Origin of the sequence: Amycolatopsis echigonensis (genome assembly GCF_002846615.1) — a bacterium.
GTDB lineage: Bacteria > Actinomycetota > Actinomycetes > Mycobacteriales > Pseudonocardiaceae > Amycolatopsis > Amycolatopsis echigonensis.
The window spans coordinates 2,594,031-2,608,010 of sequence record NZ_PJMY01000003.1; the positions used below are offsets into that span (position 1 = coordinate 2,594,031).

14 protein-coding genes and 1 pseudogene are annotated in these 13,980 nt (G+C 68.6%); 10 read left to right on the forward strand and 5 right to left on the reverse strand.

The window, feature by feature from the left end; all coding sequences use genetic code 11:
• Window positions 1-106 precede the first annotated feature (106 nt).
• From ATK30_RS17075 to ATK30_RS17095, 7 genes and pseudogenes are all read left to right on the forward strand, one after another.
• A complete protein-coding gene (locus ATK30_RS17075) occupies window positions 107-2,476 on the forward strand; it encodes a sensor histidine kinase (RefSeq protein ID WP_101436418.1) in 2,370 nt (789 codons plus the stop codon).
• A gap of 42 nt (window positions 2,477-2,518) precedes the next feature.
• Window positions 2,519-2,944, forward strand: coding sequence for a roadblock/LC7 domain-containing protein (locus ATK30_RS17080; protein ID WP_009071597.1), 426 nt, complete (start codon window positions 2,519-2,521; stop codon window positions 2,942-2,944).
• Window positions 2,941-3,306 (forward strand): DUF742 domain-containing protein, encoded by a 366-nt coding sequence (locus ATK30_RS17085; RefSeq protein WP_101436419.1) that lies wholly within the window; start codon window positions 2,941-2,943, stop codon window positions 3,304-3,306. The genes ATK30_RS17080 and ATK30_RS17085 overlap by 4 nt, the downstream gene beginning before the upstream one ends.
• The gene (locus ATK30_RS17090; RefSeq protein WP_101436420.1) at window positions 3,287-3,874 is read left to right on the forward strand and encodes a GTP-binding protein; all 588 of its coding nucleotides are present in this window, start codon (window positions 3,287-3,289) and stop codon (window positions 3,872-3,874) included. Before ATK30_RS17085 ends, ATK30_RS17090 begins: the two co-directional genes overlap by 20 nt.
• 113 nt (window positions 3,875-3,987) lie before the next feature.
• Window positions 3,988-4,098 (forward strand): annotated as a pseudogene (locus tag ATK30_RS47715) (helix-turn-helix domain-containing protein); the annotation flags it as partial.
• A 33-nt stretch (window positions 4,099-4,131) separates the two neighbouring features.
• Window positions 4,132-4,455, forward strand: a complete 324-nt coding sequence (locus tag ATK30_RS46200) for a helix-turn-helix domain-containing protein (RefSeq protein ID WP_101438641.1) — start codon at window positions 4,132-4,134, stop codon at window positions 4,453-4,455.
• Window positions 4,452-5,306, forward strand: coding sequence for an IS3 family transposase (locus ATK30_RS17095; protein ID WP_244194528.1), 855 nt, complete (start codon window positions 4,452-4,454; stop codon window positions 5,304-5,306). Before ATK30_RS46200 ends, ATK30_RS17095 begins: the two co-directional genes overlap by 4 nt.
• A 73-nt stretch (window positions 5,307-5,379) precedes the next feature.
• Here the strand turns inward: ATK30_RS17095 and ATK30_RS17100 are convergent, their stop codons facing one another.
• A complete protein-coding gene (locus ATK30_RS17100) occupies window positions 5,380-6,753 on the reverse strand; it encodes a tryptophanase (protein ID WP_101436421.1) in 1,374 nt (457 codons plus the stop codon).
• Window positions 6,754-6,797: 44 nt separating this feature from the next.
• Window positions 6,798-7,895 carry a tryptophan dimethylallyltransferase family protein gene (locus ATK30_RS17105; protein ID WP_244194637.1) on the reverse strand — a complete coding sequence of 366 codons (1,098 nt, stop codon included), beginning with the start codon at window positions 7,893-7,895 and terminating at the stop codon, window positions 6,798-6,800.
• Window positions 7,896-8,226: 331 nt separating this feature from the next.
• Between ATK30_RS17105 and ATK30_RS17110 the strand changes: the two genes are divergently transcribed.
• Window positions 8,227-8,766: a DinB family protein gene (locus ATK30_RS17110; protein WP_101436422.1), complete on the forward strand. Its 540-nt coding sequence runs from the start codon at window positions 8,227-8,229 to the stop codon at window positions 8,764-8,766.
• A 506-nt stretch (window positions 8,767-9,272) separates the two neighbouring features.
• The gene (pcaB, locus tag ATK30_RS17115; protein ID WP_101440889.1) at window positions 9,273-10,628 is read left to right on the forward strand and encodes a 3-carboxy-cis,cis-muconate cycloisomerase; all 1,356 of its coding nucleotides are present in this window, start codon (window positions 9,273-9,275) and stop codon (window positions 10,626-10,628) included.
• 78 nt (window positions 10,629-10,706) lie between these two features.
• On the opposite strand, the gene ATK30_RS17120 is transcribed toward pcaB, so the two are convergent.
• Together ATK30_RS17120 and ATK30_RS17125 are read right to left on the reverse strand one after the other, a co-directional pair.
• Complete coding sequence (locus ATK30_RS17120) at window positions 10,707-11,237, reverse strand: DUF4383 domain-containing protein (protein WP_101436423.1); 531 nt, start codon at window positions 11,235-11,237, stop codon at window positions 10,707-10,709.
• A 228-nt stretch (window positions 11,238-11,465) separates the two neighbouring features.
• Window positions 11,466-11,912, reverse strand: a complete 447-nt coding sequence (locus ATK30_RS17125) for an anthrone oxygenase family protein (RefSeq protein ID WP_101436424.1) — start codon at window positions 11,910-11,912, stop codon at window positions 11,466-11,468.
• Between the two features lie 90 nt (window positions 11,913-12,002).
• Between ATK30_RS17125 and ATK30_RS17130 the strand changes: the two genes are divergently transcribed.
• Window positions 12,003-12,581: a TetR/AcrR family transcriptional regulator gene (locus tag ATK30_RS17130; RefSeq protein WP_101436425.1), complete on the forward strand. Its 579-nt coding sequence runs from the start codon at window positions 12,003-12,005 to the stop codon at window positions 12,579-12,581.
• A 140-nt stretch (window positions 12,582-12,721) separates the two neighbouring features.
• Here the strand turns inward: ATK30_RS17130 and ATK30_RS17135 are convergent, their stop codons facing one another.
• The gene (locus ATK30_RS17135) at window positions 12,722-13,939 is read right to left on the reverse strand and encodes an alpha/beta hydrolase (RefSeq protein WP_101436426.1); all 1,218 of its coding nucleotides are present in this window, start codon (window positions 13,937-13,939) and stop codon (window positions 12,722-12,724) included.
• Window positions 13,940-13,980 lie beyond the last annotated feature (41 nt).

The window sequence follows — 13,980 nt, forward strand, 5'->3', positions numbered from 1 at the left end:
ATCCGAGATTTCCGTGACGAGGACCACTCGCACCCCACTGGCGTGTCCGCTTCCCCGGCCGTGTCCGCACTCTCGCCGAGGGTGACCCAGGAGTTCGTGAATCATCGTGGAGAACAAGGACGATCCCGGCAAGGCGTACGACAAGTCGATCCGGAAGAGGCTGACCCGGACGGTCCTGATCCCCAGCATCACTCTGCTCGTGCTGTGGGCGGTGCTGGCGACGGCCTTCTTCATCAACGGCTTGTACGTGCGGCTCGTCGCGGGCTCAGTGCGTGACGTTTCGATCCCCGCGCTCACCGCGCTGTCGTCGCTGCAGCAGGAACGGCAGCTCGCCCTGCAGTACCTCGACAGCCCCAGCTCCGGTCCGCAGCAGCTGCAGCAACAGGAGCAGGACAGCGACGGCAAGCTGAAGGGCCTGCAGGAAGCCTTCGCGGCCACCATTTCCAGCGCTCCGGACGAGATCGCCAGCAAGGTCACCGCGCTGAAGGCGCAGCTCGACCAGCTGCCGGTGCTCCGCTCGCAGGTCAACTTCCGCAGCATCAACCGCGCACAGGTCAACGCCTACTACAACGGCGTCCTCGACTCCGCGGCCACGCTGTTCGACACGCAGGCGCGCATCGTCCCCGACGCGACCGCGGTGCAGGGCGCGATCTCGGCGACCTCGCTTTTCCGGGCAGGCGACCTGATGTCGCGCGAGACGTCGCTGGTGTCGGCCGCGTTCTCCAGCGGCACCTTCGCGCCGGACGACTTCGTCCAGTTCTCCCAGCTGGTCGGCTACTACCGCACGCAGCTGGCGCAGATCTCGCCGTTCCTCGAGCCGGCGGTGCGCCAGCACTACCAGCAGCTCTCGACGAGCGACGCCTGGAAACGGCTCAACGCCGCCGAGGACTCGCTGATCAAGCACGGTCCGTGGACCAGCAGCGACCAGAACAGCGTGCCGGTCTCGGCGGGCGATTGGCACGCGCTGACCGCGCAGGTGGCCCAAGGTCTGAACCAGCTCACCATCGAACAGGCCGACCAGGTCTCCGCCGCCGCGATCGACTCCGGGAACGCGCAGCTGCGCAACGCCATCATCGGCAGCATCGTGGCCCTGCTCGCCTCGCTGGCCGCGATCATCGTCGCGGTGCGGGTGTCGCGGTCGCTCGTCGACCGGACCCTGATGACGCGCCTCGAGCGGCTGCGGAACGACTCGCTCGACCTGGCGCGCAACCGGCTGCCGAACATCGTCCGCAGGCTCAAGAGCGGCGACCCGGTGGACATCGAGGCCGAGCTGCCGAAGCTGGACCACGGCCGGGACGAGATCGGCCAGGTGGCCGAAGCGTTCAACACCGCGCAGCTCACCGCGGTCAACGCGGCGGCGAGCGAGGCGAAGGCGCGAAGCGGTGTGCACAACGTGTTCCTCGGCATCGCCCACCGCAACCAGGTGCTGGTGCACCGGCAGCTGCAGATCTTGGACGAAATGGAAAGCCGCGAAGAGAACTCGACTCAGCTGGCGTCGCTGTTCCAGCTGGACCACCTCGCCGCGCGGGCCCGGCGGACCACCGAGAACCTGATCATCCTCGGCGGCAAGCAGCCCGGACGGCGCTGGCGCAAACCGGTTTCGCTGATGGAGGTGCTGCGCGCGGCCGTGTCGGAAACCGAGCAGTACTCGCGGGTGCAGGTCGAGCAGGTGCCGGACGTGGCGATCGTCGGCAGCGCGGTCGCGGACACCATTCACCTCGTGGCCGAGCTGGTCGACAACGCGACGTCGTTCTCCCCGCCCGGTTCGCAGGTCGAGGTGACCAGCCGGATGGTCGCGCGCGGCGTCGTGGTCGACGTGTCCGACCAGGGGCTGGGCATGAAGGAAGGCGTGCGCGAGTGGGCTAACGCGATGATGGCCGACGCGCCCGAATTCGACGCGATGGCGCTGCGCGCGGACTCCAGCCTCGGCCTGTTCGTGGTCGCGCGGCTGGCTTCCCGGCTGGGCATCACGGTCACCTTCGACCCGTCGCGCTACGGCGGCACCCGGGCGACCGTGCTGATCCCGTCGAACCACCTGGCCGACGCGAACGCGCCCGAACCGGCGGACGAAACCCCGGCGCTCGCCCAGGTCGGCGCGCCGGCGCAGGAAAGCGCCGCACAGCAACCCGCTCAGGAAGCGCCGCAGCCGACGCCGCGGCCGTACCCGGCCCGTCCGCTTCCGACGCCGAATCCGCGGACCCCGGAGCCGTATCCGCCGTCCGCGGGCCAGATCCCGGACGTCCCGGCCGCGCCGCGCGTCCCCGCTGCCGCTGAGCCTGACCTCAGCGGGCTGCGGGGAGACGACCGGCCCCGGCTCCCGCGCCGGCAGCCGCAGCAGAACCTCGTCGCCCAGCTCCAGGACGACCCCACCGCCGAGGACATCGACGTCACCAATGCGGGCGAGACCACCGCGCGGACGCTGATGGCCTTCCACAAGGGCACCCGCCGGGCGCGAGGCGGGCAAAATGACTCATAACGACCGAACACCTCACCACACCGAAAGTCAGGGTCTGTCCGCATGAACGAGTACGGGAATTCCACCCCTGATCTCAACTGGCTGCTCGACGACGTGGTCAACCGCGTCGTCGGCGCGCAGAACGCCATCGTGCTGTCCGCCGACGGCCTGCTGCTCGGCAAGTCGTCCGGGATGAGCAAGGACGACTCGGACCAGCTCTCGGCCATCGCGTCGAGCCTGCAGAGCCTCGCCAAAGGGGTGAGCAGGCAGTTCAACCGCGGGCCGGTGCTGCAGAACATGATCGAGATGGAGCGCGGGTACCTCTTCGTGTCGGCCGCCGGGCAGGGCGCGTGCCTCGCGGTGCTCGCCGGCGCGGACATCGACGTCGAAATGATCGCGTACGAGATGAACCGACTGGTCAAGCGCGTCGGCGACTACCTGGCGTCGGCGCCGCGCGAGGCCGCGAACCTGCTGCGGGAGGCGACATGAGCGACGACGGCTGGTACGACGAGGCCGCCGGACCGCTGGTACGGCCGTACACGATCACCAGCGGACGGACCCCGTCCGACCACCAGCTCGACCTCTCCACCCAGGTGATGACCCTCCAGCAGGGATCGGACCCGGTCGGGCTCGGCCCGGAGCACCTCGCGATCACACAGATGTGCCGCAGACCCTTGTCGGTGGCCGAGATCGCGGTGTACGTGAAGCTGCCGCTCGGCGTCGTCCGCGTGCTGTGCGGCGACCTGATCGACCGCGGCCTCGTCATCACCCGCGCCCCGTCCCGTCAGCCGGCCCAGGCGCCGGACCACGAAACTCTCCAGGCGGTTCTCGATGGCCTCATCAAGCTCTGAAGACGCCGCGGCGTCGGTGCCGACCCCGGTCAAGATCATCGTCGCCGGCGGGTTCGGCGCCGGGAAGACCACCATGGTCGCCTCGGTCAGCGAAATCCCGCCGCTGTCCACCGAGGAGGTGCTCACCGAGGCGAGCACCGGCGTCGACGACCTTTCCGGTGTGGAGCACAAGAAGACCACCACGGTCGCGCTCGACTTCGGCCGGATCACCATCTCGCCGCGGCACGTGCTGTACCTGTTCGGCACCCCGGGCCAGGAACGGTTCTGGTTCATGTGGGACGACCTGGCGCGCGGTGCGATCGGCACCGTCGTGCTGGTCGACACTCGCCGGCTGGAGACCAGCTTCGCGGCGGTCGATTTCTTCGAGCGGCGGAAGATCCCGTTCGTCGTGGCGGTGAACTGCTTCGACAACGCGCCGCGCTACACCCCCGACGAGATCCGCGAGGCGCTCGTGGTGCCCGACGGCGTGCCGATCGTCATGTGCGACGCGCGACAGCGGGATTCGAGCAAGATCGCGCTCATCCGGCTGGTGAAGCACGCGATGACGGTGGTTCCGCAGCCCGCCTGACCTGGGGTTCCGGCCCAGCGAGGGGGTTCCCGGCGTGAACTGCGCCCCGGGAGTTGGACTGGGAATCCAGTTCCGGCTGTCCGGGGAGTGGTTCGTTGCATCCACGCAGTTCGTTGTCTGAGTGGCAGCGGGCGTCCGCTGTTGCGTTGTTCGAGGACGGGTATGGCGCGAAGGCCGTGGCGTCCCGGTTGGGGGTGTCGGCGGGTGCCGTGCGACGCTTGCGTGATCGTTGGAGGCTGCGGAGCGCGGGAGCGCTGATGAACAAGCCAGGCAGGCGGTCGTTCGGGTTCGAGTTCAAGCTGGAGGTCGTGCGCCGGTATGTCGGCGGCGAGGCGACCGCGGCCGAGCTGGCGCGCGAGCACGGCCTGTCCTCGCCCAAACTCGTGGAGAACTGGGCGCGGGCGTATCGGCGCGAGGGCGAGGACGCGTTGCGGCCCAAGCCGAAAGGCCGTCCGCCCGGTGTCGCGGACTCGCCGGGTCCCGGCGAGCTGGAGCGGTTGCGGGCGGAGAACCTGCGGCTGTCGGCGGAGAACGCCTACCTAAAAAAATTGCGGGCCTTGAGGGAGCAGGGGCGAGGGTGAAAACCCAGGCCGTCGCCGCCCTCAAGGCCGACTATCCGCTGCCGGTGCTGCTGGCGGTCGCGGGCCTGGCCCGGTCGACGTTCTTCTACCACCAGGCCCGCCTGGACCGGCCCGACCCGCACGCCGGGCTCAAGGCCGCGATCGCCGAGGCGTTCGAGGCCGCCCGCGGCCGCTACGGGCACCGGCGGATCCACGCGGTCCTGGCCCGCGACGGCTGGCGGGTGGCGAAGAAAACCGTGCGCACGCTGATGAACGCCCTCGGCCTGGCCTGCCAGGTCCGGCGGCCGCGCCGGTGCCGGTCCTGGCCCGGGCGGCCCGGCACGACCGCGCCGAACCTGCTCAACCGCCAGTTCAACGCCGACGCCCCGGACACCACATGGGTCACCGACGTGACCGAGTTCCGCATCCGCGACCGCAAGCTCTACCTCTCGCCCGTGATCGACCTGTTCGACCGGTCCGTGGTCGCCTACGCCTGCGGCCCGTCCCCGACGCTGGAGCTGACGAACTCCTCGCTGCGCGCCGCGATCGCGACCCTGCCCGCCGGAGCCCGCCCGCTGGTGCACTCCGACCAGGGCTTCCAATACCAGCACGCCTCCTGGCGCACCCTGCTCGCCGACGCCGGCCTGACCCAGTCGATGTCCCGCCGCGCCACCTGCCTGGACAACGCCGTCGCCGAGAACTTCTTCGGCCACCTCAAAGAAGAACTCTTCCACCACAACACGTTCGACACCGTCGACACGTTCACCACGGCACTGCACGACTACATCGACTGGTACAACACCACCCGCATCTCCACCACCCTCGGCGACCTCAGCCCAGCCGAATACCGAGCCCAGACCCTCGCCGCCTAACCTCTACATAACCAGTCCAACTTCCGGGGCCCAGTTCAGCGCGGGGAGCCCCCTCGTTCGCTTTCCGCTGTCCTCAGTGGACCGGGGCCATCCGGAGATTGAAGTGCCGCAGGATCTTCGGCGCTTCGACGATCCGGTAGCCGGGCACCTGCTCGGGGTTTTTCGCGATGTCGCCGAGGATTTCCGCTACGTAGTCGTAGTGGCCCTGGGTGTACACGCGCCGCGGCAGCGCCATCCGGACCAGTTCGAACGGGGCCGGGGTGATCAGCTCGTTCTGCTCGTCGAGCGTGCCGAGGTAGAGCGAACCCAGTTCCACACAACGGATTCCGCCCGCCAGGTACAGCTCGCAGGCCAGCGAATGCCCCGGGAACCGCGACGCGGTCAGATGCGGCAGCAGGCGGCCCGCGTTGAGGTAGAGCGCGTGGATGCCCGGCGGCTGCACGATGTCCACCCCGGCCTCGTTGGCCTGCCTCGCGAGCCGGGCCGCCTCGCCCGCGCGCGCGGCGAGGTAGTGCGGATCGACGACTTCCTGCAGGCCCTTGGCGACGCGGTCGAGGTCGTGCGCCGCGAGCCCGCCGTAGGTGCGGAAGCCTTCGGTCGCGATCAGGTTGGTCTCGCAGCGCTGGGCGAGTTCCGGGTCGGTCAGGCCGATGAACGCGCCCATCGGCGCGATGCCGTCCTTCTTCAGGCTCGCGACACAGCCGTCGACCAGGCCGAACGCTTCTCGGGCGACCTCGCGCGGCGTCTTGTCCGCGTAACCCGCCTCGCGCTGGATGACCAGCCATGCGTTCTCCGCGAACCGTGCGGCGTCAAGGAAAACCGGCACACCGTGCGCCCGCGCGAGCTTCGCGGCCGCGGCCAGGTTGGCCATCGAGACCGGCTGTCCGCCGCCGCCGTTGTTGGTGATGGTGAGCAGCACCTGGCCGACGCGAGCGCCGTCCGGGCCGCTCAGCAGGCGTTCGAGGGCGTCGAGGTCGATGTTGCCCTTGAACGGTTCGAGGCTGTCGAGGTCGCCGAACTCCGCGCAGGGCAGGTCGATCGCCTCGGCACCGAGCAGTTCGACGTTCGCGCGGGTGGTGTCGAAATGCGTGTTGCTGACCGAGATCCGGCCGCTCTCCAGCACGCTCGAGAACAGCACGCGCTCAGCCGCGCGGCCCTGGTGCACCGGCAGGAGATGCGGATATCCGGTGAGTTCGCGCAGTGCGTCGCGGAAGCGGTAGAACGAGTCCGACCCGGCGTAGGAGCGGTCCGCGGCGGCCGCGGCGGCCTCCTGCGCGGTCGAGACCGCGCCGGTGCCGGAGTCGGTGAGCAGGTCGATGCTGACCTTGTTCGCGGGCAGGTTGAAGGCGTTGTAGCCCGCCGCGGCGAGCGCCTGCTCCCGTTCGGCGCGAGTGGTGACCGGGATTTCGGCGACGACTTGGGAGCGGTACGGCGGGAAGGTCCGCATCGGGTGTTTCCTCCAGTTGTGGGTGACAGCCGAAAACTACCGCGTCAGGTCATCCGGCCGAGCACCGGCCGTTTTCTCGGCGGCGCTACCGCATACGCTTCGGAGGACAGGTACACCGTGATTCCGGAACCGAACTCGCCCATTCTCAGCGACACGTGCGCGATCAGTCCGACACCGTCGCGCAGCGGTCGCTTCGAAACCGCTGCCAGCGCTTTGTCCAGTTTTGTCGGGTCGAAGTCGTACTGCGCGAGAATGGCGTGCACACGGGCGCGCGCCACCTCGTCGTCCGGGACGTAACTCCGAATAGGAAGATAAAGACTGTAGTTTCCCGGAGTCCCGCCCATGCCTTCGACAAAGGAATAACTGGATACCAGCGGGCGACCTTCGAAGGGACCTTTTCCTCCGCCGAGCACGGCGAGGAATTCCCGGATCAGCATCGGGTCCGTGCCCGGCACCAGCTCGGCCGCGCGCACCGCGTCCTCGGCCTCGGCGGCGTCGTGCGAGACGTACACCTTGACCCGGGACAGCGGGTCGTCGTCGAGGTCGAGCGCGAAGAAGGTGAAGTTGTCGCGCTCGCCGCGGCGCAGCGCGTGCTCGACCACCGGGTCGAACGCCTCGCCGAGGTTCAGCCGCCGGAACCCCTCGCTGACCAGGGAATCCGCCATGGTCGGCCCGCTGATCTGCGGGTTCAGGTACACCTTGATCTTCGGCGCGGAGCCGTTGCGGAAGATCAGCGAGTACCACAGCGTGAACGGCCCGCGGCGCTCCTCGTGCGGGAGGAAGAGGTCGGACACCGCGTCGAGCCGGTCGGTGACCAGGCCGTACTCGCCGGCCACCTGAGCGAGGAACGAGCGCGGGTCCGGGGCCCCGACGGTCTCGCCGAGAACCCGTACCACACATTCGCCATTGGCGTCGAATGCGACCGAGAATTCGACGGGCGTAGTGTCGTCCGCCACATTGCACGGGAACTGCGCCGGAGCGCCGACGGTCAATTCCCCGGACTCGCCGAGCAACAACCGGAGAAGTTCCAGGTGACGGCGTTCTTCGGGATCGAATCCGACCGCGCGGCACAGCCGGTCGAGTTGACCACCGGCATGGGTGTACATCGACAAGTCGACCATCGGCACACTCGCTCCGACCATGGCGCTGTATTCACCGTTTCATTCGTGCGTTCGGCCCCGCGAAGCATCCGCCGTTCGGCGGAGCGGGTGCTCCTGGGCCGCCGAGAAGATTAATCCCCGGAATGCCGATCACCATACCTCTGACGGAGCGACAACACCGGCCGGAAACCGTGCCTGAGTGTGCTGATCAACACCGGAATTCACCTGAATTCCGCATCGACAGGAACAAATTCTGCGGCTACTTGGGCCCGCCATGTGGGCTATCCCACTGCTGCCCGCGGACGGTGTCTCGTGCACCCGATGCGGCGCCTCCGCGGCGAAAATTGTCGGTGGCGGGTGAGACGCTCGTCTCATGACCCAGATCCCGAAGCATCTGTCCAAGGTCGCCGAGAGCGACCGCCCGCCGATCCCCCGCGTCGCCGGCGAACGCGAGACGCTCCTCGCCTACCTGGAGTGGCACCGGGAAACCCTCGCACTGAAGTGTGCGGGCTTGAGCCAGGAAGCCGTGTCGACGCGCGCGGTACCGCCGTCCACGATGTCGCTCCACGGCCTGGTCCGGCACCTGGCGGGCTGCGAACGGTGGTGGTTCCGCATCCAGTTCGCCGACGAGGACGTCCCGCTGCTGCACTACTCGGACGACGACCCGGACGAGGACTTCGACCGTCTGGACGGTGATTTCGGCGAGGCGCTCGCGTTGTGGCGCGCGGAGTGCGACCGCAGCCGGAAAATCGTGGCGGCCGCGGCGTCGCTGGACGCGCAGGGGATCGGGAAGACCACGGGAGAGCCGTTCTCGCTGCGGTGGATGCTGCTGTCGATGATCGCGGAGTACGCGCGCCACCTCGGCCATGCGGACCTGCTGAGAGAGGTGACGGACGGGGCGACAGGTCGATGAGGAGTGTCTGTCGGCCGCGGACTCGGAGGTGATGCGGTGGAGAATCCGGCTGCCGGGTTTGGCGAGAGGCGAGGCGATAGGTGCTTGGAGCTGGTCGAGGATCGGCCGACGTTTGGCTGAGGTGGTCGGCACGGCGGTTGCGCTGCCCGACCACGTGCCTGGCCTCAATGGACCGATCTGTCGCGCATGAGGCCCGGCTGCTCGCCCGTCGCGAGGGGGGTGGCCGCAGAGCCCGCGTCCGCGACGAATCGGACCAGCCGCCTTCCCGTCTCACCGCACTCGGCGTGCGGCAGACCAGCGACCTTCCCGCCCGACCGCGCCTGCCGTGCGGCGGACCAGCCGCCTTCCCGTCTCACCGCACTCGGCGTGCGGCAGACCAGCGACCTTCCCGCCCGACCGCGCCTGCCGTGCGGCGGACCAGCGACCTTCCCGCCCGACCGCACTCGGCGTGCGGCGGACCAGCGACCTTCCCGCCTCACCGCACTTGGCGTGCGATGCTGGACGGCATGATCGCCGATCCTGACTCCGGCCTGCTCTCCCCGGTGCGCGCCGGAACCCCGGCCGAAGCGGTGACTGGCGACCGGGCGTTCGCGGTCGCTCTGCTGGAAGCGGAGGCCGCACTCGCGCGGGCGCAGGCGCGGCTTGGCACGGTTCCGGCCGAGGCAGCTGAGCGCATCACCACTGCCGCGCGGCTGCTGGGCGAGGGCGAACTCGACGTCGTCGAACTGGCGCGCGACGCACGGGCGACCGGAAACCCGGTGGTCAGCCTGGTGCGCACGCTGTCCGCCAAGGTCCCGGACGTCGCCGATTACGTGCACCGCGGCTCGACCAGCCAGGACATCGTCGACACGGCGATGATGCTCGTCGCGCACGACGTCCTGCGGCTGATCAGCGCGGACCTGGCGGCGATCGCGCACGCCCTCGCTGAGCTGGCGCGCGCTCACCGCGACACGGTCATGCCGGGACGCACCCTTACCGCGCACGCGGTCCCGACGACGTTCGGCCTGAAAGCGGCGATCTGGCGGCAAGGCGTCCAGGAAGCCTCCCGACGGATCGCGGAGCTGCGGCTGCCGGTATCGCTTGGCGGAGCGGCCGGAACGTTGGCCGCATACGTCCAGTACGGCGACGGCAAGGACGACTATGCGGAACGGCTAGTCGCTGCCTTCGCTGAGGAAACCGGTTTGACCGCGCCGATTCTGCCGTGGCATGCGGATCGCGCCCCGGTTGCTGAGCTGGTTTCCGCGTTGGCTGGAGTGACGACAGCGTTGGGCAAGATCGCGGTGGACGTTCAGGTCTTGGCGCGCACCGAGATGGGCGAAGTGACCGAGGCGACCGGCGGTGGGTCTTCGGCGATGCCGCACAAGCAGAACCCGGTGCGGTCAGCGTTGATCCGGTCGGCGGCGCTGCAGGTGCCCGTGCTCGCGGCCGGGGTTACGCAGTCCGGCTTGGCGGAGGACGAGCGCTCGGCGGGTGTCTGGCAGGCCGAGTGGCAGCTGCTGCGCGAATGCCTGCGCTTGACCGGCGGGGCCACGCATACGGCTTCGGATTTGGTGCAGGGACTGGATATTCACGCGGACCGGATGCGGGAGAACCTCGCGCTGACCAACGGGTTGATTGTCTCGGAACGGCTGTCGGCGGCGCTGGCGCCAAGAATGGGCAAGGCTCGCGCGAAAGACTTGCTGGGCACCGCTTCCCGGCGTGCGATCGAGGAAAACCGTCCGCTGTCCGAGATCCTGGCGGACACGCCGGAAATTACCGCCGTCGTCGACGCTGCGACACTCGCCGATCTCCTAGACCCGGCGCAGTACGTCGGCGCAGCGGGGCGGCTGGTCGACCGGGCGTTGGAAAATCCCGCGGAATAAGCACGAGCGGGACCGATGCCAGAGGAAACTCAGCTCTGGCAAGCGATCCCGCCGCGCGATTACGCCACTGTGGACTGATTAATGGGCCAAGCCGTGTCCGCCGGTATCGCGGCGAGGCGGCTGAACGGTCCGGTCGACCTCGACAGGTTCCTCATCCTCAGGAAGCAGAACCCCGTGCCGCGCAGGGAGAACTGCCGTCAGCAGACCAAGGACCGCGATGCCGAGGTGCAGCCAGTTGTCCGCGTCGGCGAGGTTGAGCGGGTTGCCCAGGCCGGACACCGGATTGACGCTGATCGTCCCGGCCAGCATCAGGCCCCAGACGAACAGCGCGCCGTACCCGATGAAGAGCAGCCAGCCGAACGTCCGCGCCCCGCCGGAACGCAGCGCCAGCAGCAGACCGATCACACCGGTCCCCACGTGGACGACGTTGTTCAGCGGATTGGCGGAAAACCGCCACAAAGTGACCCCGTGTCCGGTGAAATCGCCGAACCCGGACTTCACGAGCCCGATAATGCCGTAGGCGAGAAACAGGACTCCGAGCAGAACGGCCAGCACCTGGGCGGGCTGCAGCCCTTCCACCCGAACGCGGGCCCGATGCGCACGAACCATGACTCCAGTCCTTCCCGTACCGAGATGACGGTGGGTCAACCCTGAAGGAATACCCCCGCTCAAACTGGGCCGAAACCCGAATCCCCCCGCCGGGAACGCGCCCACCGGGCACAATCGGCCACACAGGACGGACTGTCGGGGTTGCTGGGGCTGCTGAGCCAAGAGGTGGCCCAGTGAGGGTTCCGCCGCGGCGGCTCGGATTTCCGGAGAAACGCACCCTGCCCGGGCTCAGACCAGCGCGGCAACCAGCAGAGCGAAGGCGGCGATGATCACCGCCACGCGCACGTAGTGGTAGCGGTCCCAGCGGTTCATCTGCTCTTTCCAGTCCGCGGGCCGGTTCTCCGGCGTCCACGTCTTGCCGCGGTTGTTGATCGGGACGAGCAGCAGGATCGACATCACCACGCTGACCACCAGCAGCCCGGCGCCGATGACGACGAGGCCGGTGCCCGGCCGGTCCCACGCGGCGATCGCCCAGATCGCGCTCAGGACAAGCGACCCGATGTACCAGAACGGCATGAGCGCGCCGAGCATGCGGCCCCCGTGCGCGCGGCCTTGCTGATTGCTGTCGTCGGGGAGCCCGTTGAGGATCGGGTTGATGACGAAGGCGACCGAAAACTCCACCCCCACCATCACGCCGACAACCACGATGGTGCAGACCGCGAGTGCGCTGAGCATGATGACCTTCCCAATTCCTAGCGTTGCTAGCAGTTGAGTCGATGCTAGCTCTACTGCCGCTCGGTTGTCTAGCAGTGCTAGAGTCAGCTCATGTCGGTACACACACGCAAGCAGCGCGAACAGGCGGAACGCGAGCGGCTCATCGTGGCGACGGCCCGCGAACTCGCCGAACACCAAGGCTGGGACGCGGTCACCACCCGACGGCTCGCCGAGCGCATCGAGTACAGCCAGCCCGTCCTCTACAGCCATTTCCGCGGCAAACGGGAGATCATCGGCGCGGTCGCCCTCGACGGCGCCGCCGAACTGGCCGCGGCGGTGCGAGCCGCGACCCGCGGAGTGGACGGCCCACGTGCCCGTGCCGCCGCCCTCGCCCGCGCGTACCTCGACTTCGCCGAGCACCACCCCGCGGTCTACGACGCCATTTTCCAGCTCGACGGCGGCCTCGCGTTCGCCCAGGAAGACACTCCGGAACCGCTGAAGGACGCCTTCGCCGCACTGCTGGAAACCCTCGGCGAGGTGGCCGGAGAAGGAGTCCACCCGGGACTGTTCACCGAATTGTTCTGGGCGTCCCTGCACGGAATCGCGACGCTGACCCGAGCGGGACGACTGCCGCGGGAATTCGCCGAACAGCGGATCGAACTGCTGGTGGAACGGCTCGTCGTGGCCTGATTCACCTGGCCGAGACCGGAACAAACCACGCCTGCTTGCCCGCGGCCCTCCCGACCGTCAGGCGTACTGGCCGGTACCAACGACACCGCCGAAGCTCCGGTCACGAAGTGGTCAGGCACCTTCCCGGCATCGACTGAGCGTCACTGGTCCACCGCGGTCAGTCCGCCCCGCGCACCCGTGCTCGGCAACGGCCACGGCTTCACCCCGCCGGTCACGTCGGCTCGCGGCCCGGGCGCTGACGGACCGGGGATCCGCTGCCCGATCCACGTCAGGACGTCCGGCAGCTGCGCCTTGAACGTGTTCATGTTGTGCCCGGCGTCCGGAATCCGCCACGTCGTGAACTGCACCGGAGCCTGCGCGGCGGCCCGCATCTGGTCGACCGCACGGGTTTCGTTCTGTTCCTTCTCCCCGGAGATCGCGAGGAGTTCCAGCGGGGCCGGATGCAGCCGGACGTTGATCTTCACGTTGTTCGCGTCGTCGATGTCCTTGCGGCCGCGGAAAAGGTTCTCGGTCTCACCGTCCACTTGCGCCTTCTCGTAGCCGCTCACGCTCGCCGCCTGCGCGTACCACTGCGGATGCCGCGTCACGAGGTTCAGCGCGCAATAGCCGCCGGACGACCAGCCGGCGATCGTCCACGCCCGGCGGTCCGGATTGATGCCGAGGCGCTGGATTCCCCATTCGCGGATGTCCGCGGACAGGTAGGTGTCGTTGGGGCTTCCGTTGACCTCGTCGACGCATTCGGTGTCGTGCCCGATTTTCGGCGTTCCGGTCGGATCCGGGATCAGCACGATCACCGGCGGCAGCAGATGCTTCGAGATCGCCACGTCCAGCTGTTCGGGCAGGTGGTACCCGATCGGGGCGGTGGTGACCTCCGGGCCGGACGGGTAGTTCGGGATCCAGATGATCGCCGGGAACCGCATCGCCTTGTACGGATGCTGGAAGTATTGCGGCGGAAGGTAAACCGTGACGTCGCGGGTGAGACCGGTGCGCCGCCCGGTCACCGTCACGTGCGCGATGGTCCCCTTGCCGACCCGCGCGTGCGCCACCCCGAGGTCGCGCGCCCGGGCGAGGTCGACGCCGTTGTCACCGCCCTCGACGTCGATGCCCTCGGCGGCGAACGCGCCGGTCCCGAGCAGCGAGCCGAGCGTCGGGAAGAATCCGCCGATCATGTTGCCGGTCAAGCCAAGGGTGACGACGACGAGACACAGTGCGACCAGGACCGTGGCGCTGCGGCCAATTTGCTTGCGCTTGCGCCATTTGTCCCAAAACCACGGGACCGAGAGGACCGCCAGGAGTGCGAGCACGCCGACCACCGCGAGCCCGACGGGCGAATCCAACCTGATCTCGCTCAGGTGCACGGGAGAACCTCCAGGACCGATCGCGTGCCCGGACGGCGGGA

Coding starts and splice junctions, on each gene's coding strand:
- ATK30_RS17080 (WP_009071597.1), top strand. CDS start 2,519: ATGAACGAGTACGGGAATTCCACCCCTGATCTCAACTGGCTGCTCGAC.
- ATK30_RS17085 (WP_101436419.1), top strand. CDS start 2,941: ATGAGCGACGACGGCTGGTACGACGAGGCCGCCGGACCGCTGGTACGG.
- ATK30_RS17090 (WP_101436420.1), top strand. CDS start 3,287: ATGGCCTCATCAAGCTCTGAAGACGCCGCGGCGTCGGTGCCGACCCCG.
- ATK30_RS46200 (WP_101438641.1), top strand. CDS start 4,132: ATGAACAAGCCAGGCAGGCGGTCGTTCGGGTTCGAGTTCAAGCTGGAG.
- ATK30_RS17100 (WP_101436421.1), bottom strand. CDS start 6,753: ATGCGGACCTTCCCGCCGTACCGCTCCCAAGTCGTCGCCGAAATCCCG.
- ATK30_RS17105 (WP_244194637.1), bottom strand. CDS start 7,895: ATGGTCGGAGCGAGTGTGCCGATGGTCGACTTGTCGATGTACACCCAT.
- ATK30_RS17110 (WP_101436422.1), top strand. CDS start 8,227: ATGACCCAGATCCCGAAGCATCTGTCCAAGGTCGCCGAGAGCGACCGC.
- pcaB (WP_101440889.1), top strand. CDS start 9,273: ATGATCGCCGATCCTGACTCCGGCCTGCTCTCCCCGGTGCGCGCCGGA.
- ATK30_RS17120 (WP_101436423.1), bottom strand. CDS start 11,237: ATGGTTCGTGCGCATCGGGCCCGCGTTCGGGTGGAAGGGCTGCAGCCC.
- ATK30_RS17125 (WP_101436424.1), bottom strand. CDS start 11,912: ATGCTCAGCGCACTCGCGGTCTGCACCATCGTGGTTGTCGGCGTGATG.
- ATK30_RS17130 (WP_101436425.1), top strand. CDS start 12,003: ATGTCGGTACACACACGCAAGCAGCGCGAACAGGCGGAACGCGAGCGG.